The organism is Labilibaculum sp. DW002 (genome assembly GCF_029029525.1).
GTDB lineage: Bacteria > Bacteroidota > Bacteroidia > Bacteroidales > Marinifilaceae > Paralabilibaculum > Paralabilibaculum antarcticum.
Map to the genome: position 1 here is coordinate 684,995 of NZ_JAKJSC010000001.1, position 21,130 is coordinate 706,124.

Sequence of the window (21,130 nt, forward strand, 5' to 3'; positions counted from 1 at the left end):
ATTGAATTACGAATTAAAAATTAGGAATTATGAATTGGGGTATCAAAACAACAGTTATGGAAATTTGACTTAATTATCAAAGTATTTTACCATCACTTTTTTGGGTTTACGGTCGACTGTAAATAATCCCCAGTGTTTTTCAGCTCCTAAAGGATTGGCTGTTTCTCCTTTCCAATCCTCATCAAAGGCTTCAAAAAAGAAAGTAGTTATATTCACATCAGCAGACCATCTCATCAAATCGTTATAATATTGTTCTTGCTTTTCTTCACTTGCGCGCTCTCCAAATTCTGAAGCAACAGTGGCCCAACCGGCTTCAGTAATCACTATTTTACTATTGGGTAAAGCATTACGCACTTTTTGTACATTTTCTATTGTGTAAGACATGGCTTCATCAATATCTTTTCCTTCCCAAACCGGATAGACATGGATAGAGATAAAATCCACAGCTTTGGCAAGTTTTTTACCATTTAAGGCCCACCAGTCATAATTATCAGCAACGGTAACTGGTTGTTTAATTGCCTTCTGAACTTTCTGAACATAGGTAATAATAGAATCTGTATCTACCTTGTGGTCATTCCATTCAACTAATGCTTCATTACCAACATTAACAGCAACAATTATATCTGAATATTGATTTGCTAAGAGAATTCCTTTCTGAATTTCTTCCTGATTTGCTATACTATTCTTATCAAGAACTTCTTGTCTAATAGGTTCAGTTAACCATTCACAAGTTTCATGAGCACTTAATTCTGCTTTTAACCAAATGCCCAGCATTACTTTGATATCAAGCTTATTTTCTTTGATTATTCGCAATACGGCCTCTGAATTTTCACCAGAATCGTAAAGACGAATCAAATTGAAAAGTGAATCCTGAGAAATAATCTTCAAATCTTCAAGAACCTGCTCATCTGTAGGATTTATAGCACCTTCACCTCTGTCTGGATGCTGTCCCGTTCTAAAGCCTGAATAACAAACTGCTTTAAAGGTGCCATTTAACAAATCTTTTTCTGTTTGCTTAATTTCAATTTTTTCCGATTTATTCACTTCACTATCCTTTTGTGATTTTTTATTTTTGTTCATACAGGATGTTAATATCATCGCTGAAAGCAACATTATTATGGGGAGACTTTTATTCATGATTAAGTTTTTAAAGGTTTCGGAATGAGTTCTTACTTCTTGGTAGCAAATAATTCTTGCATCACTTGCTTTGGCTTCCTATCAATGGTAAACAGCCCCCAGTGTTTTTCAGGCTCCAAGGGTTCATTTGATCCTTTCCAAGACTCATCGAAAGCTTCGAAATAAAAAGTAAGAATCTCTTCCTCATCTGTCCAACTCATTAGGTCTTCAAAATAAATCGCCTGTAAATCTTCACTCACATTATGAGGATCAATCCCTCTACCATTAGAATTTGTTGCCCATCCAGCCTCAGTAATCACAACTGGTTTGTGAGGGTACCTGTCAGCAACGCTATAGTAATTCTGCTTGGTGTATTCTAAAGCCTCATGAATATTTTTATATTCCCAAACCGGATAGGTATGTATCGAGATGAAATCAACTTCTTCCACCAACTCGTGTAATTTTTCCTGCCATGGCACGTAGTTCTCGCAAAATGTAACAGGCTGTTTGGTTCCCATTTTAATTAGCCTCACATACTTAATTACATCTTGAATCGGTACGTAATGATCTGTCCAATGCACCAAAGCTTCATTTCCTGCAGATAAGGAAAAAATAATATCAGGGTATTCATTTGCCAATTGAATCAGCTTCTTAATTTGGTTAAGGTTCTTCGCCTTGTTTTCAGCCAATTCCTCTTCAGAATAAAAACCTCCCCATGGGCAGCCAAAATTATTCATCTCAGCCCCAATGTAAGCTCCAAGCATAACCTTAAAATCCAGATTTTCATTTTGAATTACTTCCAAAACAATATCCGTATGCTTATCACAGTCGTACAAACGCAAGTATTTCCAATGGCCATGAAGAATTAAAAGATCCTCCTTTATTTGTTCGTAGCTTGGAAATATACCTGATTCAGGGCTTTGTCCCTCTCTGAAACCTGAATAACAAATCGCTTTTCCAGGTTCTATATTTAATTGTTCTTTGATCTTCATACTTTACTGATGTGTGTGCTTAGCTTGTGATTGTAATTCAACTGATGGTTTAAATTTTGGTTTCTCATCCTTATCCCAAATTCCCCAATAGGCTCCAACATCACCCTCGTCGTCGGTTTTCCAGGTCTCATCGAAAGATGAAAAGTAGAAAATATCAATATCCTCTTTCTTAGACCATAATTGTGTATTGATAAAATATTTAAGAGCATTTTCTTCAGAAGGCTCAGCACCATGAAATTTTTCGCCAACATTAGGCCAGCCAGTCTCTGTGATGATTACTTTTTTCCCATTACCAGCTCTAAGTGCACGATTGTACATATCCTTCATATAAAGATAAGAGTGTTCCAAACTGCAACCTTCCCAAAAGGGATAGCAATTCGCCAATATTAGGTCACAAGCTTCAGTAATTCTTGGACGATTGCCAAATTCATAATAGGCATCAACGTAGCCAACCTGAATCCCTGGAAGCGCTTTTTTCACCCTGTAGATATAGTCCAAAAGTTCATCTTCAGTTAAGTCTTCACGGTATAACACCTCATTACCTACGGCAACAATATCAGCATCACCAGCTTTCGCGACCTTAATAAGCCCCTCTATTTCCAGCTCATTAATACTTTTGTATTTGCCCAACCAGGCTCCAACCATGGTTTTCATACCATTCTGTTTGGCAATTTTAGGGATTAACTCATTTCCTTCGGTGCATGAAAATGATCTCACCCATTGGGTATGCGGTTTAATAATATCGATTCGTCTTCTGATTTGTTCTTCGCTTATTTCTGTGCCGGGCTCCTGTCCATCGAGATAAGGGCTGAAACATAGTCCATGCATCCCATCATTCAACATTTGATTATAAAGAGCTAATAGTTCAGCCTTTGTTTTGTTAGAAAAATCACTACCAGCTAGGGACATTAAATATTCACTGCGTACAGACATGGTATAGGGATTAAATAGTTAGATTAAGAAGTATCTGCATAAGCAAAGCATAAAACGATGCTTATACAGATACCTTATTTTATTAATTCGTTGTGATTGATAATTCAATCCTTTCAACTTCACCACCTCGATTAAATATCAAAGCACTTGTCTCCTCGTCAATTCTATTGTTTGGAATGACTTCTGTTTTTCCACTTTTAAATGCAATTACGATTTGAGTCTTTTCACCTGAAGTATAGATTACAGGCACTTTACAGAATGTAAATCCTAATTGCCCTGCACCAAGAGAAATTATCTGCTTCTCTCCATTCATATCATAGTAAACGAATCGTTCGCCTTGACTCAACAATTCCTGATCGTTTAATAGAGATGTGTCAAATACGATTTCTCCGTGATTAACATGGATACCCAGTTCACCCATTCTAGAGATGAAATCCTCTTTTACCTGACCTGTCATACCTGGTTGTTGAGCTCCAGCAGTAGAAGGTGTATGAGAATAGGCATCGGTTGGGAAAGCGCCATATAAATCAGGTGATTTATATAATCCAATACCAGCCTTAATCTCAAAATAATGGTCTTTAATTTTGCCTAAAGTAATCGGGCTGCCCCCTTCTTGTATGGCGTTAAAATAGCTTTCCTGTGCAGCCAGTAATAATTTTGAAACCATATGCCAGTAGATACTGCCCAATCCTTCAAAACCATAAAAAGTACCCGAACGACCCGTAAAAGATTGGTGATCGAATATCTCTTCGAAAATATCTAGCACCTTGTCTTTCTCTTCCTTAAGAAGCTGAGCGTAAACATCTGATTTTAGATCGTTCATTGCATTATTCAATACTTCTGCATTTCTGAATGTGCCATTAAAGTGATACCCACCCATGCCGTCAACAGTAATAATTGAAGAATCATTATCAGCAATCAGCTGACTCAACAATTTGGATTCCTTAACACGATTTTCTGGGATATTATTTTTTTCGGTAAAACGCGGTAATTGTCTGTTTGGATAGAGGAAATAACTGTATTGATCTCGTCTAAACAGTTCACTCCACTTTAAACAATTCAACACATCAAGACTTTCCTCAGCATTTAAATAACCAGAACTTAAAACAGCAACCTGTCCTTCAAGCATTTCATATAAATAGCGAACAGAAACAGTATCATCCGCAAAAGAAATGAGATTATAGGCATGATAAAGCCCGTCTTCACGCTTGTTCACTTTTATGGATTGATCCATATACATTAGAGCCAGATTGGTGAATTCGAGTAATTCGCTCACTTTTACAGTTTCTTTCAAACCTGAAAAAGAATTTTCATAAATTCCATTTCGATACGTGCTTCCTGCTTCACCCAAGATATCTGCGAAACGACGTCTGTCTTCATCTGAAAATCCATTTTCTAAAAGACCTGCATTTGCAACAAACAGACTATAAATGGAATCCAATAAGGTTTTGACTTCCTCTGAAATATGAATTTCCTCTATTGAAATTTCATTAAACTTTTCAGACCAGAACTTTAGGAATCGCCTTAGGTAACACAAAGTAACCATAGACACACCATTACCTACAAGGGCATTGTTGGCATCATTCCATTCCGGACGTTGTGTATTTAACCAAATACCCGCTTCAGGAATAAAGTTGCTCAGCTTAGTCAAAAGTGTTACTAATATCTTTTCAGTTAGATTAACTTGATACAAGCCATCGTCACCATTCTTCAATAATCTGGCATCAGCACCAATATGGTCAACCATTTCTCTAATCTGATCATTTAGATCATAATCGAACTCAATCGTATCTTGTGGATTCTTTACGATATCCTTATATGATTTAATTCTGTAAGGCACATTGGCATAGACAAAATTCTCTTTGGTAAGTAGATTATCCAATCTCCCAGGATGGTATTCATTGGATAACTCAAGAAACTTTTGAAGATATATGATCTGGTGATCGCCCCAGTACCCAATATAAGCCCATGGATCATTAGGATCTGGACACTCCCAGTCAATACCTTCTCTTGTAATTCGGTATGGATTATAACCATCAGCAGTTGAAGCGTTGACAAACTTACTGATCATACCTTCCAAAAACTCAGGGTATGAAAGCCCTAAAGCCTCCCAGTTTTGGAAAATATCACGCCAGTTTCCCTGATAGTTTAATTTTGGTGAGCCGTCATCATTTTTTGTTTCGATAGCGAACTGATTCCAAGGTCGACTTGGATCACCATGTCTTCTACTAAATGTTAAAGGAAGATATTCATAACAGATTCTGATCAAATCTGAATTGCCTGTCTTTTCAGCCAATTGGTTCAGTTCTGTATAAGTAATTTCAGCTGGTAATTGATCAATCCACTCCTGAAACTGATTAGCGATTGGTTTATTCGTTTGTTGAACAAACAATTTAAAATCAGCAGAGTCTACAAGGTAATTATCTACAAAAATACCACCTCGCATCACATTGAATAGGGTATTTGAAAAATGACGAGCATAACTCAAATCATCCTCTCCCATTTGCAAACCATCGGCATCAGCAACAATTTTGATCAAATTCTTAGTTCCTAAAGCAATATCTTCCGCTATTAAATCGGCAATATTCTTTTCGGTTTTAATAAACTTATCCAGATTGGCTACTGCTACGCTATCCTGATTCAGTTCTGTAATAATCATCCATTCTCTGGATTCATTTTGCTCCAACTCAAGCTCTGAATTCAAAAAATAAGCGCCTTTAGCAGCTCTTATGTCAACTTCAGTTTCAACAGGATACCCCTGTTTAAAGCGATCAACTTGTTTAGCTGACAACAGAATTTTACTACCTTCTAATCCATGGGACCAAACCGTTGAAGTTTTCAAGGACTCACTGGGTTCCGCTCTATCAACAGGAATTGAGCTCAGCATATATAAACCAAGACCACTTTCCTCAAGTAGTTCACACTTTTTATAGGCATCTAATAAATTACTATATTCATTCTGAAAATCGTAATCAACACCACTAGGAAGGATATTTTCAATCCCATCAATAATCTCGAATTTTACTGTTTTATCACTTAGGTTGGAAACCTTGGATGTTTTCACAAAACCAAATTTCTCGGTATTACTCCAAGCATATTGGAAACTCATCCCCAAGTCAAAGTTGACCTCTTCAAAAATGACCTTGTTGCCGTAAATACTCTTATACAGATTTCTTTCAATCTTGTATATATTTCTAAGACCATTAGAGAATGGTTTCCACAAAAGAGTTTTCTCATCCTTTTCAACTAGAACAATAGTTTTACTCCCTGTTTTATCTCTATAATCGTGAATTTTATCAACAGTATAATAAGGGAACAAGGCATTGTTCCTGTCTTTTCTTCCAGCCGATAAAGAACCATTACTCGATATGAACATCCAGTGATCGGAATCACTGACAATACTCATAAAGAAGTCTGACATTTGATCAGAATTGCTGATCTTGTAAAACTTTTCATTATGTAGCTCAACGAATTTCCCCTCAACTTCAGCCCCGCTGTAATTCAAATTCGTGTTTCCCAAATAAATGTTATTCTTCTTCATTTTAATATTAATTGATTCTACTTCAATCATTTTCTATAGTAAAAACTTCTGCTTTTTATATCAAATAGCTATTCTTTTACAAGTATCAATTCTAATTCTTCCAAAGATTTTCCTTTCGTTTCAGGTAGCATAAAAAAGACAAACACGAGTCCTATTGCTCCAAAGATTCCATAAATGAGAAAGGTTGTTGCATTCCCAAAATTCATCTGTTCCCATGGAAACACAAGTTGAACGAGGAAGCTTACTCCTGAATTGATCAAACCAACAAAGGAAATCGCCAGTCCCCGAATTCGGTTTGGAAATAGCTCTGAAAACAAGACCCACATAACGGGTCCGATAGAAATAGCGAAAGAGGCAACAAAGCCAAGAATCCCAATTAAGACTAACCATGGGTTAATGCTAATTGCTTTCGAGATAAAATCTGTTTGATGCTCTTTAAAAGCCTTATCGCTTATATTATTTTTTAATGCCTGATTAAAATCCAAATCGCTATAGAAAACGATATTTTGCATTGATGAAAAATTCTCTGAACCTGCAAATGACTCGCATTCCTGAATATCTTTTTCTGTCAATTGATAAGTTGCTTTGCCAAATCCAGCAGAAAGGATAAACATTGAAATTGCAATACCCGTTAAGCCAAAAATCAAAAGTGGTTTTCTTCCAATACGATCGACCAACCAAATAGCAAAAAGTGTAAATACAAGATTGATAAGCCCAACTAGAATGGCCTGCGAAAATGAGGCGTCAGTTCCAATTCCAGTCTGTTCAAAGATCATAGGTGCATAAAAGAACACTGAATTGATTCCGGTAATCTGCTGAGTGACAGCGATGACAATTCCAATCAACAATACGAGTTTCATGGAAGGCTTAAACAATTCTTTTAGTGAAGTTTTCTCCTTTTGTGGAGATACTTTTATACTTTGAGTGATCGATTGTAATTGAATTTTTGCTTCTTCAGCTGCCAATGACTTCTCCATCACCTGTAATGCTTCATCATCCAAGCCATTCATCGCTAACCATCTTGGGCTGCGTGGAACAAAAAACAGAAATATAAAATATATGATTGCAGGTAAGGCTTCCAGTCCTAACATCCAACGCCAATTGTAATTTTTAAACTGTAATACTTCAGCCCAGCCTGCATTGGATTTACCCAATTGTAAAATCATGTAATTGGTAAAAAAAGCGACGGATATCCCTAGCACAATATTCAATTGATTTAAAGAAACCATCCTTCCCCTCATCTTTGGAGGAGCAATTTCAGCAATGTACATAGGAGCAATAATCAGCGATGCTCCAACACCAAACCCTCCGACCATTCTGGCCAGAACTAAAAACCAAAAGCTGGGAGCTATCGCTGATCCTATTGCAGAAATAAAATAGAGTGCTGCGGCATATTTAAGAACCGCTCTTCTGCCTAATTTATCACTTAAGGGACCAGCCATAAGCATGGCCAAAGTCGCGGTTAGTGTTAGACAGCTAACAGCCCAGCCCAATTGAATTTTTGTCAAATCAAATTGAGGTTCAATAAATTTCACAACACCCGATATAACCGACGCATCGAATCCCATTAAGAAACCTCCCAATGCCACTATAAACGATACAAAAACTGTATATCTTAAATTCATATATTCTAAGCTTGTTTTAAATTCATTACACCATTTAGTAATGAGGGAGATTATTTTTTCTGATATATTCTGACATAGTCAACTTGCATACTTTGAGGGAATGCATCTTCATCAATCCCTTGTACATTGCCCCAAGCGCCACCTACAGCTACATTAAGAATCAGATAGAATGGTTTGACATATGGCCATTTTGATTTGCCCAGACCTTCATTTTTATACTCAAAATAAAGTTTGTCATCGACATAAGCCCTCATAACATCTGGCGTCCATTCACATATATAGGAATGAAATTTTTCAGCCACATCAGATATATGTATTGTGTCAGTTTGCTGTGTCCCAGTCTGCCACTGATAATCTGCTGAGTGAGCCGAAGCATGAATGGTTCCTAAGTTGTGTCCCACATGTTCCATAATGTCGATTTCACCAATATTTGGCCAATTCCCATCATTATAGGTCCAGCCATCTGGCATCATCCATATGGCAGACCAAGTTCCTCTTCCCTTTGGAAGTTTAGCTCGCACTTCTATTTTTCCATGTAGCCAACTTGTTTTTGAATTTAAGCGTGCCGAAGTATATTCTTTTCCATCTTTTTGCTCTTTTAAGGCAATGATATTTAGGAATCCACCTTCAACCCAGGCATTTTCTTTTTTGGCGTTGGTATAATATTGATCTTCATTATTACCCCATCCGTCAGCATTACCTTCGGTATCGTAAATCCATAGGGTTGAATCGGGTAAACCCGTATAATCAAACTCATCGCTCCAAACCAATTCATAAGTATCCTTTTGAGAGTCTTCGGCCTTTTCTGAATTGGTTTCTGATTTTTTCCAATTGCAGCTTGACAAAAGGAATAAAACTCCAGATAATATGATTGTATGTTTTAGTAGCATGATGTCTATTTTGAAGTTTTTCGTTTACTGATAAACTCTTACATAATCAATTTCCATAGTTTGAGGAAAGATTGTATTGTCAATTCCCTGTGCACCACCCCAGTTTCCGCCAACAGCTACATTTAAAATGAAGAATTGAGCTTTATCAAATGGCCAATTGCTATCCGTTTTTGAAGTTGGGTTATAGGTGTGAGTAATATTTCCTGGAGTATCGATATAAAATACGATTGCATCTTCATCCCATAGCAATCCATAAATATGAAACTCTTCTTCTGCAGTTTCTAAAGCTTTACTACTGCCGTTCCCATTTGAGCCAAAACCCGAAGTTGTATGTACAGTAGCATGAACCACATCAGGTTCATATCCTACGTATTCCATAATATCAATCTCACCACATGCAGGCCAACTTACGGTACTTATATCTTCACCTAACATCCATATTGCTGGCCAGATTCCTTTTCCTGAAGGCAATTTGGCGCGAATTTCCATTCGTCCATAGGTAAAGCTTTGTTTGCCTTTTGAGATCATTCTTGTAGATGTATATGATCCAGCAGCTTTATTTTCGTTTACTTTTTTGGCAGTAATAACCAGTTTTCCATCAACGATTTCAGCATTATCGCCATTGGTGTAATTTTGTAATTCGTTGTTGCCCCATCCACTAGCTCCAGTTTCAAAGGTCCAATAATCTGTATTTATGCTTGTGCCATCAAACTCATCCGACCAAACTAGTGTCATGTTATCCAGATAATCTGGATCATCTTGAGCGATGCTTATTTGTTTTGTTAAAATCTTTTCGACATCACCCTTATAGACGTGCAATTCAATATCATATGTTCCCGCTTTGTGTAAATAGATTTCAGTCTGATCGATATTATCTCCTGTAATATCCTTATCATTATATCTCCATGATATATGATCGTAATCACCTGTTGTTGTATTGTTTAACATGACAAAATTAGGTTTTGCCTCATTTATTGTATAGGTAAAATCAGCAACAAAAACATCCTGAGCAATACTTACTGTTTTTGTTACATTCTTATTATTAGACAGAACATTATCAGGTCCCCAAAGCGTTAACTGAACTTGGTAATCTCCTTTTTCCGAGTAGAAAATGGTATAATCTTTTGTACTAGCTCTTACCTTTTCGGAAATCTCTCCATTCCCAAAATCCCATTGCATAAATAAATACGATCCTGTACTTGTATTTGAAAAGACAATCTTATTTGCGTCATTCACATCTTCAGTAAATGTAAAATCAGGTGTATAAGTTTCATCATCATCACTTTTGCTACATGATAGAAATGTAGAAACAAAAAGTATTGACAAGAATATCTTGACAAGTGAAAGTAAATGGAATTTTTTCATAAGGATTTGTATTGGTAAGTCCTCTACTATATCGTAAAAGACTTTTATTCAAAATACCGCTATAGCGGATAAATTTTGCTGGAGCACTAAAAGTGCTCCAGCATAATATAATTATGGTAGTAGTTTAAAATCATCGATGTAGAACAGTCCTGTATTACAGTGACCTTCCGCACCTAATTGAATAACAACCTGATCAAAATCAACACGATCGGTAACATCACTATAATCAAATGTCAATTCAACCCATTGTCCAAACTGATCTGCAGTTAAAGTATGACTACGAACTTGCTGTGTCTGCCATGCATTTCCGCCCAAAGAACTGTCTTGAAGCTTCACGTCAACTTGAGGCTTCAAATTATGCTCTGCAAGCCAATCTGTTCCAGGATTACATTCTGTAACATAGTCGTTAAAAGCAGGTATAAATACCTTCATTGTGAATTGATTTCTTGTTGATAAATCAATTTTATAATCAAGTACAGTAAGAACATTTGTCCACTCACCTGCGCCTTTTTGATACTTCACAATTTTCTCTGATGAATTCACATCTGATGGAGCAAAGTTATCGATGATATCAAAACCTTCGATGTCTTTAGTTTCCCAAACAACATTACCATTTCCTTCGAAATCATCAGAGATATCATTACTCTCCAACTCTTTAACAACTGGTTCTGGTTCTGGTGTCAATTTATCAACTGGTCTAAATCTTGTAAACCAATAAAAGTTTGATTTTGTATCCCAAAATGCTACTTCTAATAAATCTTCTGTAAGGGTCATGATTTCATATTCCGATGCACCAGCATAGTATCCTAAGAAACCACCACCTGTTACATTCAAAATATCGCCTGCTACTGTACAAACAAAATCACCACCATCAAAAGGCATAATGAAATCACCACCTGAAGGTTCTTCGTTACCAGCAGTAGTACCTAAGTCGGAAGCCCAAGCACCATTTGCATATACTAAACCATTAGTTACTTGAGTCACAGTTAATCCTGACGCAGTAATTTTAAAGGTAAATCGATCATCATATAAACTTCTGTCAGCTTTATCGTTTACAGCAGCTCCATACCATTCTACAGGATTTGCTATCGTTGGTCCTAGGCCAAAATGAGCTTTTGAATAGGCATCAATTGCCCATGTTTGTTCACCACTTCCAATTAACTCATCGTAAGGATATCCAGAAAGAAAAGAAGGATTATCAACATCTGTTGTAATTTTATCTTCTACTACGGTTACTCCACCTTGAGATATAACTGTTAGCGTAACAGTGTAAGTTCCTGCAAAAGTATAACGTGCAGTTACGGTATTCCCTTTTTGGGTAACGCCATTTCCAAAATCCCAAATAGAGCTTACACCAGGAGTATTGTTATATAGGGTATACTCATTTGTAACATCTGTTGCATTGTATCCCCATTCGATTTGTTCTGCCATTAGGTTCTCTTGCGCACTGTACTCATCTGGAGAACAAGACACAACAACCGTTAAAAGCAAAATAAAATATAATATTTTTTTCATAATTTGATTTTTAAATAATTACCATATAAGTCTAGAAATTTATCACTCTTTTAAATGATTTAACCTCTAACCTATTAATAACCATCGTTTTGCTCTAACATAAAGTTCGAAAGTGCAATTTCCGTTGAAGGAATTGGCCAAAATCCTCTGGCTGCAGAATTTACAGCAGAATCATAAATACCACCTAGGTTTGTAACCTGAACAGCACTTTCAAGAACTGGCATACCTCTTCGAAGTAAATCCCAATATCTGATTCCCTCTAAAGCAAATTCTAATTTTCTTTCTTCAAAAATTTGATCTAAAGTCACTGAACTAACAGGAGAGTAAGATTCAAAAGCACGAGAACGAACTTTATTGTAATGAATCGCTGCTGTTGCATTCGAACCAATGTGAAATTCCATTTCGGCAGCCATTAGTAAAACATCAGCATAACGAATTGAGATGTAATTTTGAGGGAAATTAAGTTGCTCTTGTCCAACTGCAGGAACTTGACTTTTTAGACCTGCATATTTTTTATTCAAGTAACCAGTATACTGATCTGCCTCTTCAAAATTTCCTTCTCCTAATTCGGCTACCATATCAAGCAATGTAAAATCACGTCGAAGGTCACCATCTTGGTATGAATCGTAAAGCTGCTGTGTAGCTGGTGAAAAACCCCACCCAGAATAATATTCTGAATCAGATGTTGTTCCTCGTGGACCAACAAAAACTACCATTTTGTTACCAATATCGAAAGGTGCACTATACCACTGCCATCCTTCTCCTTGATTTGAAAATTGTACTTCAAAGATTCCTTCTATTGAATTCTCAACCCATGAGTCGGTAAATTCAGAATGTCCCCAAAGGTTTCCAAAATCAGGTAAAAGATCAGCACCACTATTGGTGATAATTTCATTTAGGTAAGTTAAAACCTTAGCACCAGTAACATCACCTGGCATTGTAGTGCTAGCATTTTTACTACCATAAACACCATCATAAAAAAGGTACATTCTAGCTAATAATGCTCGAGGAGCCCATTCAGTTATTCTCCCTTTTTCATCATTACTATAAGTAACATCTTTTAAGTAAGTAATAGAAGTTTCCAAATCGCTTGCGATTTGAGCATACACTTCATCAACAGGTGCTGCAGCTTGTGAATATTCAGAAGTTGCAAGTGTTTTTGTTATCAAAGGTACATTCTCAAAAGTACGAACTAAGTTGGCGTAATAATAGGCTCGCAAGAATAGAGCTTCACCCTTGAGTTGTGTCTTCAATTCTTCTGTCATCTCCGATGCATCAACCTTTTCCAAAAAGACATTTGCACCATAAACACCGGCATAACTATCATTCCACATAGCGCTCCACATTCCTTCTGAAGGAGTAGTTAAACCTCTGTCGGCTTTTTTTCCTCCAACTCCATCGGTAGCAGATCCACCTCCACCATAAGCATCATCTGAAACGATATCCATGGTTAACTGTAAACTCTCTCCCCAATTTCTTTGCAATGGTTCATAAGCAGCAATTAATGCTCTAAACATATCGTCTTCTGTACGATAGAAACTTTCTTCAGTCTGCTCTGTTACTGGACTCTTTTCGAGATAGTCGTCACAGCCCATGAAAGTAACAGCAAAAAGAAGTATATAAATTATCTTTTTCATTGTTTTTGTTTTATCTGTTAAAATATCTTAGAAAGTAATATTAGCACCTACTGTAAAAACTCTAGCTTGAGGATAAATCCCTTGATCTACACCTGTGTAGAACACATTACCATTGTTTCCAATTTCAGGTTCCAATCCAGAATACTCAGTGAATGTTAATAGATTATCTCCAGAAACATATAGTCTAAACTTCTCAATATGAAGCTTATTCAAAACTGATTTTGGTAAAGTATATCCAATCTGCAAATTTTTAAGTCTTATGTAATCTGCATCTTCAACCATATAATCAGAGAAATTACCTCTGTTGTTATTGTTATCGCTCCAAGACACTTTAGGAGTTGAGTTCGTAGAACCTTCTCCAGTCCAACGATCAAGAACAGATGTTTGGTAATTGGCATTAGGTAAATCGTAACGACGAGTTGCATCAACAATTTGATTGCCAAAAACTCCGTACCAGAACATACTTAAATCGAAATTCTTATATGAAAAGTTTAGATTTAAACCAATTGTAAAATCAGGATGTGGATCACCTAAATTGATTCTATCTGCATCATCCATAACACCATCTCCATTTTGGTCAACATAAACTAAATCACCAGGAGTTGCACTTGGTTGATGAGTTCCATTTGCATCAATTTGTGCTTGATTTTGATAGATACCATTAGTTTCCCATCCCCAGAAGTAACCAATAGGTTCACCTTCTTTAGCGATTGTTAAATTTTTCATTCCTGAAGGACCAATATTTACATTACCATAAATAATTCCTTCATCGTTGTTAATCTTTAACATTTCGTTTTTGTTAGCCGAAAAGTTAAGTGTACCACCATAAGAAAAATCATTTGAGCGACCATTGTATCCTAATAATGCTTCAAAACCTCTATTTTGAACAGTTCCACCATTTACAGTTGGTGCACTGTTACCAATATATCCAGGGATTGGTGCATCAATTAAAAGATCTTTCGTTCTCTTGTCGTAATAATCTAGATTCATGTAGAAATTTGAACCGAAACGAATATCAAGACCTATATCTGTTTGTTCTGAAGTTTCCCACTTAAGATCTGGATTGGCAATTTTAGAAGGCGAAGAACCATTTACAATAGTACCTGCATTAAAAGTATAGTTGTGATTATTTGCTATAGAAGACAAGTATCTAAAGTTTCCAATATTCTCGTTTCCATTTTGTCCCCAACTTGCTCTTACTTTAACAAAAGTGATTGGGCCAAGCTTCTCCTTCAAGAAATCTTCTTCCGATAAAATCCAACCAGTAGAAATTGAAGGGAAAATAGCATAACGATCGTTTGGTCCAAATCGAGATGATCCATCACGACGAACTGTTACCGATGCCATGTAGCGATCTTTAAAACTGTAGTTAGCACGTCCAAACAAAGACAATAAAGAATTTGAATCAAAGGTTCCACCTGCGGACTTACTTTCGATATTACCAACATTATCGATATAAGCATAATCAAGTCCATCAATAATCAACTCACTACCACTACCGCTTAGATTCTCATAATCGTTATTGTAAGCAGTTGTTCCTGCAATAACATCAATCTCATGCTCTCCGAAAGTATTGTTATAGTTAATTGTTGTTTCCCAGTTAGTACTGTACCAGCTATTCATGGTTTTACTAACCTTGGTTTTATCATTCTTTGTAATTGTACTCAATTCAAAAATTGGAGTATAAACATCATGCCATTGGTATGCGTAGTCAATACCTAATGAAGTTTTCACTTTTAGGTGATCAACAATTTTGTATTCTGCATAAAGATTAGCTACAATTTTATCCGTTTTGTATTCATCATTTAGATAAAACATTCCAGCAACAGGATTAACAATTTCCTGCATGTTACGAATAGGTCTTCCAAACTCACCATTTTCATCCATTACCGTAGCAATTGGATCAATATTAATAGCACGAGCTAATGGAGAATTGTAAACATTGTTAGGATCTACTCCTTGAGAAGTAGAATGAGAATACACCATTGATGTTCCCATCTTCAACTTCTTATCGTAAGAAGTATAATCTCCTTTTACTCGAAAGTTAACACGCTCATAGCTAGATTTGTCTTCTGATACAATACCATCTTGGCTAAAGTAAGATAGTGCAGTTGAATACAAAACTTTTTCGCTACCACCATTCAAAGACAATGTGTGACTTTGTATTGGAGCATTCTTTCTGAAAATTTCTTCTTGCCAATCGGTTCCAGAACCAATACCTGCAATTTCAGAATCTTGAATCCAATCTGCAGAAGTATTATCTCTACCAGCATTCAATAATGATTCGTTAATAATCATTGCATAATCCTGTGCATTCAAAACATCCATTTGTCTCCATGCATTCTGAACACCATAATAACCATCATAAGATAGTTTTGCAGCACCTTTTGTTCCTTGTTTAGTTGTTATAATAACTACCCCGTTTGCACCCCTTGCACCATAAATAGCAGAAGCAGAAGCATCTTTCAAAACCTCCATACTACCGATATCAGTAGAAGCCAAGTAAGAAATATCGCCTACAGGATTGCCATCAATAATATAAAGTGGCTGAGAATTTCCTGTTGTACCAATACCTCTAATATTTACGGATAAACTAGCTCCTGGCTGACCAGAATCCATTGTTACCTGCACACCTGAAACTTGTCCCTGAAGTGCTTGCTCTGCACGTTGGATAGGCATCTTTTGAATATCTTCTGCTTTAACTGAAGATATAGAACCTGTTACCGAGCTCTTTTTCTGAACACCATAACCAATAACTACGACCTCATCTAAGCCCATATTATCGGTAAGCATTACTACATTTATAACTTCCTGCGTTCCAACAGTAAATTCCTGATTGGCAAAGCCCACCATAGAAAACACTAAAGTTGCATCTTCAGGAACTTCTATAGAAAACTTACCATCAAAATCTGTTGAGGTACCTATTGTAGTTCCTTTTACTACAACTGAAGCAAAAGGGACAGGGCTCCCATCTTCTGCTGCAGTAACGACACCAGTCACCACATTCTGTTGTGCAAAAATCTGCAGGCTAAGAAATGTGAGAAATAAAAACAAAACCGTTTTTTTCATAAAATATCAGTTTAGGTTAAAAATTCGTTCGATGCTCTGTTTCCCAGTTTACACCTACAACGATTGCAATGTAAGAGCAACATCTTCCCTAATCAAAAAAACCAATACATCACAAACTCACCAGTCTAAAAATAGCAATACATCATTACTACATCATACGAACATTCCATACTCTTAATGTTTTACTAGTCAGATAATTAACATCTATTAACAAACTCGCAATTTTCAAAATGCCAATACATCAAAAATGAAAAAGGGTTAATGATTTACATCATTAACCCTTTTTAACTATAACTTATTTCCCCCTTACTATACGTTCAAAATAAAGTCAATTAGGTTTTCTTCTCTTGATAAATTGAATTTTTTACGCAAACGATAGCGACTAATTTCAACTCCACGAACTGAAATATTCATAAGCGGTGCAATTTCTTTAGTAGATAAATTCATTCTTAGGTAAGCACAAATTCGTAAATCTTTTGGAGTTAATTGTGAATGTTCTGTTCTCAATCTCTTTAAAAAGTTTTCATGTACCTGATCGAAATGAAGTTCGAATTGATCCCAATCCTGTTCACTGTTAAATTCTGCATCAATGGTTTTCATTAGCTGTCTAACCTGCACCAATGCTGTTGGATCTTTTATCTTCTTTAAAGCCTTTTTTAATTCTCCTACAGAATAGGAAAGAACTTCATTCTTATGAATAATATTCATTGTAGAACCTGCAAGTTCACGGTTTTTATACTCAACTTCACTTTTCAATTTGTCATTACGTAATTGTACAATTTCCCGTTCTGTTATCAATGCCTCTTCTCTAAACTTTTGTTCTTTTAACCTTAATTCTTCTTCCTGCTTTCTTTTTAGTTGATTTTGAATCTGCTGCATTCTACGTCTAACTAATAAAATAGTAGCATAAATACAAAATATCCCAAACAAGAAGTAGATAAGATAAGCAATAAGTGAACGATACCATGGAGGTAAAATGGTGAAATGAAACTCATCTTTCACAGAATTAATTCCATACTGATTTCTAGAGATTACTTCAAATACATATTCTCCTTCTGGAAGATTAGTATACTCTTTCTGCAGTGTATTATCCCAAGTAGATGAAAGTTTATCAAAACCAATCAATTGACATTGATATTGAATTAACTCTGGATTCGTAAATTGAGGAGCCGAGTACTGAAATCGAATGGCATTATTTTTAAATGCCAATTCAATTTTATTTTCACCATCCGAATCTAATTGAATCTCTTTAGCATTAGCGTAAGTTCCGTAATAAATAACAGAATCTACTGCCCCCCTAATTCTAACCTCTCTGATAAATACATTAAAAGCCTGATTGTATTTTTTCACTATGGTAGGATCATAATGTACAAAACCATCCTCTTTCCCAATCAAAACATTTTCCTTATCAATTACCGTAACATTCTCGAAAGCTCCTATAAAAGAAGATTTTAAAGGTGCAAAAGGTTTTTTAAGCATTTCATAAGAATTGTCTACTTGCGATTTTAACAAGCCAATGTTTTCCCCTTGAAAAAACCATACATCACCATTTTTCTGCTCAAATAATTTCTTCGTGTGCTCTTCTCCTTCAAATAGATTATTTAAGTACTGATGCTTTTCAAATCGATCCGATTCTGCGATATACTTGTAAAAACCATTTTTGGTAGAAAATACAGGTTCATTTCGTAGCTGATGAACATCAATCCCCAAATTCGATTGAAAGCCATCTTCTATGCCATAAAATTTATAATTAATAAACTTATCGAATTCATCATTCAAATTTAGACGAAATACCCCTTTATATCCATGACACATCCAAATGCTGTTATCATCATTCCAGATCATTTCTCTAGATGATTCATCAAAACCTTCAATTCTCTTCACAAATTTCCATTTGTTATTTGATTGATTCGATTTTTCAAAGAGAATTAAACCGGTATATGTACCACCTATCATTTTATTAGGATACTCACTTTTGTAAAGGTAATTCCAACCTCCAGCTACATCAGAAATTAAGGTTCCTACATTTTTTTCGATTCTAAATGTTCCTTTATTGTGTCCACAAATTAATTCATCACCTGCAATTTGTAAACTCCATACTTGACCAGAAGTATTTTTAACCAATTCAAACTTCTCTTCCCCATTCATGTTTTCACTAGAAAAATTATATTTCCTTGCGAATAATCCTGTATTTGTACCCAAATACAAAATCCCCTTGTAATAAATGGAAGCATAACCTGCACCTAAATCCTTATCCTTAGGAAAAATAGAAAGAGGAGAACTAATTTCAAGATAATCAATTCCATTATCTAAGCCGACCCACAAATTTTCCTTCGTATCCAAAAATAAACTTAACACAGTGTTATTCTGTAAACCTCTTTCAGTATTAATATTCTGAAGAATTTCCCCTTCTTTATTAATTAGATATATACCATTCCGAACCGTACCAAAAGCAAATTTTGATTCTCCAACGGGTATTGCTGTAAACACTTGGTTTTTTTTGAATATTTGGCTGAGTTCTTTTTCCCAAGGATAAATCTGAGTTCCATCGTATAGAAATAAACCATCTAATGCTGTAGCAATCAAAATCGTATTGTTGACAAATGGAAGTATGCTAACAATTTCAGTATCCGCAAACAGTTCCCCACCATTTACTAAATCTACAGATCTACCGTCTAATTTGCAGAGTCCTTTTTTCTGTTCACGCACAAAAAAATCATCTCCTACAAGAAAACCAAAGTGAAATTTATTTTCATTTTGAATTTGGGATATTGCACCATTTCGATAATAAAGAATCTTTTGAAATGTATGAAATATCATTCCTTTTTTATACGGGAATATTTGCCAAACCTCTTCAAATCCCCTATCCTTTTCAGGTAAAAGATCAACAAGTGAATGGTAATTTAGCTTCCCATGACGATCAGGTTTTAAATATCCAAATTCGTTGGATGCACCGACAAATACTTGTCCTGTACTATCTATTGCCAAAGAACGGACAACTGAATTATTAGGCATTGGAATAAGGCGCCAGTCATTTCCATCACATTCTAAAACACCTTCATTATTAGCAAAATAAAAAATACCATTAGGTGCTTGTGCAATATCCCAATTTTGGGTTCCTCCATTGTATTGACTTCTAGGAAAATTTTTTATGAATGGAATCCCTACATTCTTCACTTTAGAAAAAGCATGAAGACTAAAAAAGAGAATTAGAAGAAAAATAATTGAAAATCTTTTCAAGATAGATTGGATTAGTTTTCTGAAATTTAATAGGATTCCTAGAAAGATCCAAACTATAATAGCAATGATTCTGATAAGTTAAGATATAACCAATTGATAACAACATCATTTTCATGGCATAGTAATACTAACTAAAAGTGTAAAAAAAACTCATCAAATAAATCATTTGATGAGTTTCCTTCATTGTATTCCTATTTTATGGTATCCTAACAGAATCATGTAGTATGATTAATTCAGTTCAGCTAAAAATCGTTCTGCCTCAATAGCTGCTTGACATCCTGATGCTGCAGACGTAATTGCTTGTCTATAGTTTGGATCCTGAACATCACCACAAGCAAAAACACCTTTAACATTAGTCATGGGAGTACCAGCTTGGGTTATAATGTAACCTTCATCATCAGTATCAACATATTTATTAAATACATCTGAATTAGGATGATGACCAATAGCCAAGAAAAAACCATCGATAGCAATCTTTACTTCTTCTTCTAATGGAGAACCAGCATTCTTAATTAAAGTACAGCCTTCAACTCCATTATCTCCAGTTAATTCCTTTGTATTGTGCTCGAATAAAACTTCGATATTTTTTGTGTTAAATACGCGATCTTGCATAGCTTTAGAAGCACGTAAGAAAGGCTTACGAACAATTAAGTATACTTTATTACAAAGGCCAGCTAAGTATGTTGCTTCCTCAGCAGCAGTGTCTCCACCACCTACAACAGCAACATCTTTACCACGGTAAAAGAAACCGTCACAAGTTGCACATGCAGAAACTCCTGAACCTCTGTATTTCTCTTCACTTTCTAAACCAAGGTATTTGGCAGTAGCTCCTGTCGCAATAATTACAGATTCTGCTTCAATATCCTTATTACCATCTACTTTCAACTTAAATGGTCTTTCGTTCAAATTCACATCAGTTACAAGTCCCCAACGGCAATCTGTACCAAAACGCTCAGCTTGCTTCTTAAGATCAGCCATCATTTCAGTTCCAGTTATACCTTCAGCGTATCCTGGGAAGTTATCAATTTCAGTTGTTGTTGTTAGCTGTCCACCAGGTTGCAAACCTTCAATAACTACCGGGCTAAGGTTAGCACGAGCAGCGTAGATGGCTGCTGTATATCCAGCAGGACCTGATCCAACGATTAAACATTTTACTTTTTCAATCTTTTCTGTACTTTCCATATTAATCTATCTTGAACCTTTTTAC

General features: G+C 35.7%; 12 protein-coding genes. All 12 read right to left on the reverse strand.

Features of this window, described 5'->3' with window-relative positions; all coding sequences use genetic code 11:
* Nucleotides 1-69 precede the first annotated feature (69 nt).
* Nucleotides 70-1,080 (reverse strand): glycoside hydrolase family 17 protein, encoded by a 1,011-nt coding sequence (locus L3049_RS02695; RefSeq protein ID WP_275108240.1) that lies wholly within the window; start codon nucleotides 1,078-1,080, stop codon nucleotides 70-72.
* Between the two features lie 89 nt (nucleotides 1,081-1,169).
* The gene (locus L3049_RS02700; protein WP_275108241.1) at nucleotides 1,170-2,108 is read right to left on the reverse strand and encodes a glycoside hydrolase family 17 protein; all 939 of its coding nucleotides are present in this window, start codon (nucleotides 2,106-2,108) and stop codon (nucleotides 1,170-1,172) included.
* 3 nt (nucleotides 2,109-2,111) lie between these two features.
* Nucleotides 2,112-3,041: a glycoside hydrolase family 17 protein gene (locus L3049_RS02705; protein WP_275108242.1), complete on the reverse strand. Its 930-nt coding sequence runs from the start codon at nucleotides 3,039-3,041 to the stop codon at nucleotides 2,112-2,114.
* An 82-nt stretch (nucleotides 3,042-3,123) separates the two neighbouring features.
* Nucleotides 3,124-6,582 (reverse strand): hypothetical protein, encoded by a 3,459-nt coding sequence (locus L3049_RS02710; RefSeq protein WP_275108243.1) that lies wholly within the window; start codon nucleotides 6,580-6,582, stop codon nucleotides 3,124-3,126.
* A 68-nt stretch (nucleotides 6,583-6,650) separates the two neighbouring features.
* The gene (locus L3049_RS02715) at nucleotides 6,651-8,207 is read right to left on the reverse strand and encodes a sugar porter family MFS transporter (protein ID WP_275108244.1); all 1,557 of its coding nucleotides are present in this window, start codon (nucleotides 8,205-8,207) and stop codon (nucleotides 6,651-6,653) included.
* A 50-nt stretch (nucleotides 8,208-8,257) separates the two neighbouring features.
* Nucleotides 8,258-9,097: a glycoside hydrolase family 16 protein gene (locus L3049_RS02720; RefSeq protein WP_275108245.1), complete on the reverse strand. Its 840-nt coding sequence runs from the start codon at nucleotides 9,095-9,097 to the stop codon at nucleotides 8,258-8,260.
* Nucleotides 9,098-9,121: 24 nt separating this feature from the next.
* Complete coding sequence (locus L3049_RS02725) at nucleotides 9,122-10,462, reverse strand: family 16 glycosylhydrolase (protein ID WP_275108246.1); 1,341 nt, start codon at nucleotides 10,460-10,462, stop codon at nucleotides 9,122-9,124.
* Between the two features lie 111 nt (nucleotides 10,463-10,573).
* Nucleotides 10,574-11,977, reverse strand: a complete 1,404-nt coding sequence (locus L3049_RS02730; protein WP_275108247.1) for a PKD domain-containing protein — start codon at nucleotides 11,975-11,977, stop codon at nucleotides 10,574-10,576.
* A gap of 74 nt (nucleotides 11,978-12,051) precedes the next feature.
* Entirely contained in the window at nucleotides 12,052-13,614 is a 1,563-nt protein-coding gene (locus tag L3049_RS02735; protein ID WP_275108248.1) for a RagB/SusD family nutrient uptake outer membrane protein, read from the reverse strand.
* Nucleotides 13,615-13,641: 27 nt separating this feature from the next.
* Nucleotides 13,642-16,683, reverse strand: coding sequence for a SusC/RagA family TonB-linked outer membrane protein (locus tag L3049_RS02740; RefSeq protein ID WP_275108249.1), 3,042 nt, complete (start codon nucleotides 16,681-16,683; stop codon nucleotides 13,642-13,644).
* 309 nt (nucleotides 16,684-16,992) lie between these two features.
* Nucleotides 16,993-19,923 (reverse strand): helix-turn-helix and ligand-binding sensor domain-containing protein, encoded by a 2,931-nt coding sequence (locus tag L3049_RS02745; protein WP_275108250.1) that lies wholly within the window; start codon nucleotides 19,921-19,923, stop codon nucleotides 16,993-16,995.
* A 228-nt stretch (nucleotides 19,924-20,151) separates the two neighbouring features.
* A complete protein-coding gene (trxB, locus tag L3049_RS02750) occupies nucleotides 20,152-21,105 on the reverse strand; it encodes a thioredoxin-disulfide reductase (RefSeq protein WP_275108251.1) in 954 nt (317 codons plus the stop codon).
* Nucleotides 21,106-21,130 lie beyond the last annotated feature (25 nt).

What these genes read in the sequence shown, in the direction of transcription:
- L3049_RS02705 (WP_275108242.1), bottom strand. Translation starts at nt 3,041, where the DNA reads ATGTCTGTACGCAGTGAATATTTAATGTCCCTAGCTGGTAGTGATTTT.
- L3049_RS02720 (WP_275108245.1), bottom strand. Translation starts at nt 9,097, where the DNA reads ATGCTACTAAAACATACAATCATATTATCTGGAGTTTTATTCCTTTTG.
- L3049_RS02715 (WP_275108244.1), bottom strand. Translation starts at nt 8,207, where the DNA reads ATGAATTTAAGATATACAGTTTTTGTATCGTTTATAGTGGCATTGGGA.
- L3049_RS02700 (WP_275108241.1), bottom strand. Translation starts at nt 2,108, where the DNA reads ATGAAGATCAAAGAACAATTAAATATAGAACCTGGAAAAGCGATTTGT.
- L3049_RS02740 (WP_275108249.1), bottom strand. Translation starts at nt 16,683, where the DNA reads ATGAAAAAAACGGTTTTGTTTTTATTTCTCACATTTCTTAGCCTGCAG.
- L3049_RS02735 (WP_275108248.1), bottom strand. Translation starts at nt 13,614, where the DNA reads ATGAAAAAGATAATTTATATACTTCTTTTTGCTGTTACTTTCATGGGC.
- L3049_RS02725 (WP_275108246.1), bottom strand. Translation starts at nt 10,462, where the DNA reads ATGAAAAAATTCCATTTACTTTCACTTGTCAAGATATTCTTGTCAATA.
- L3049_RS02730 (WP_275108247.1), bottom strand. Translation starts at nt 11,977, where the DNA reads ATGAAAAAAATATTATATTTTATTTTGCTTTTAACGGTTGTTGTGTCT.
- L3049_RS02695 (WP_275108240.1), bottom strand. Translation starts at nt 1,080, where the DNA reads ATGAACAAAAATAAAAAATCACAAAAGGATAGTGAAGTGAATAAATCG.
- L3049_RS02710 (WP_275108243.1), bottom strand. Translation starts at nt 6,582, where the DNA reads ATGAAGAAGAATAACATTTATTTGGGAAACACGAATTTGAATTACAGC.
- trxB (WP_275108251.1), bottom strand. Translation starts at nt 21,105, where the DNA reads ATGGAAAGTACAGAAAAGATTGAAAAAGTAAAATGTTTAATCGTTGGA.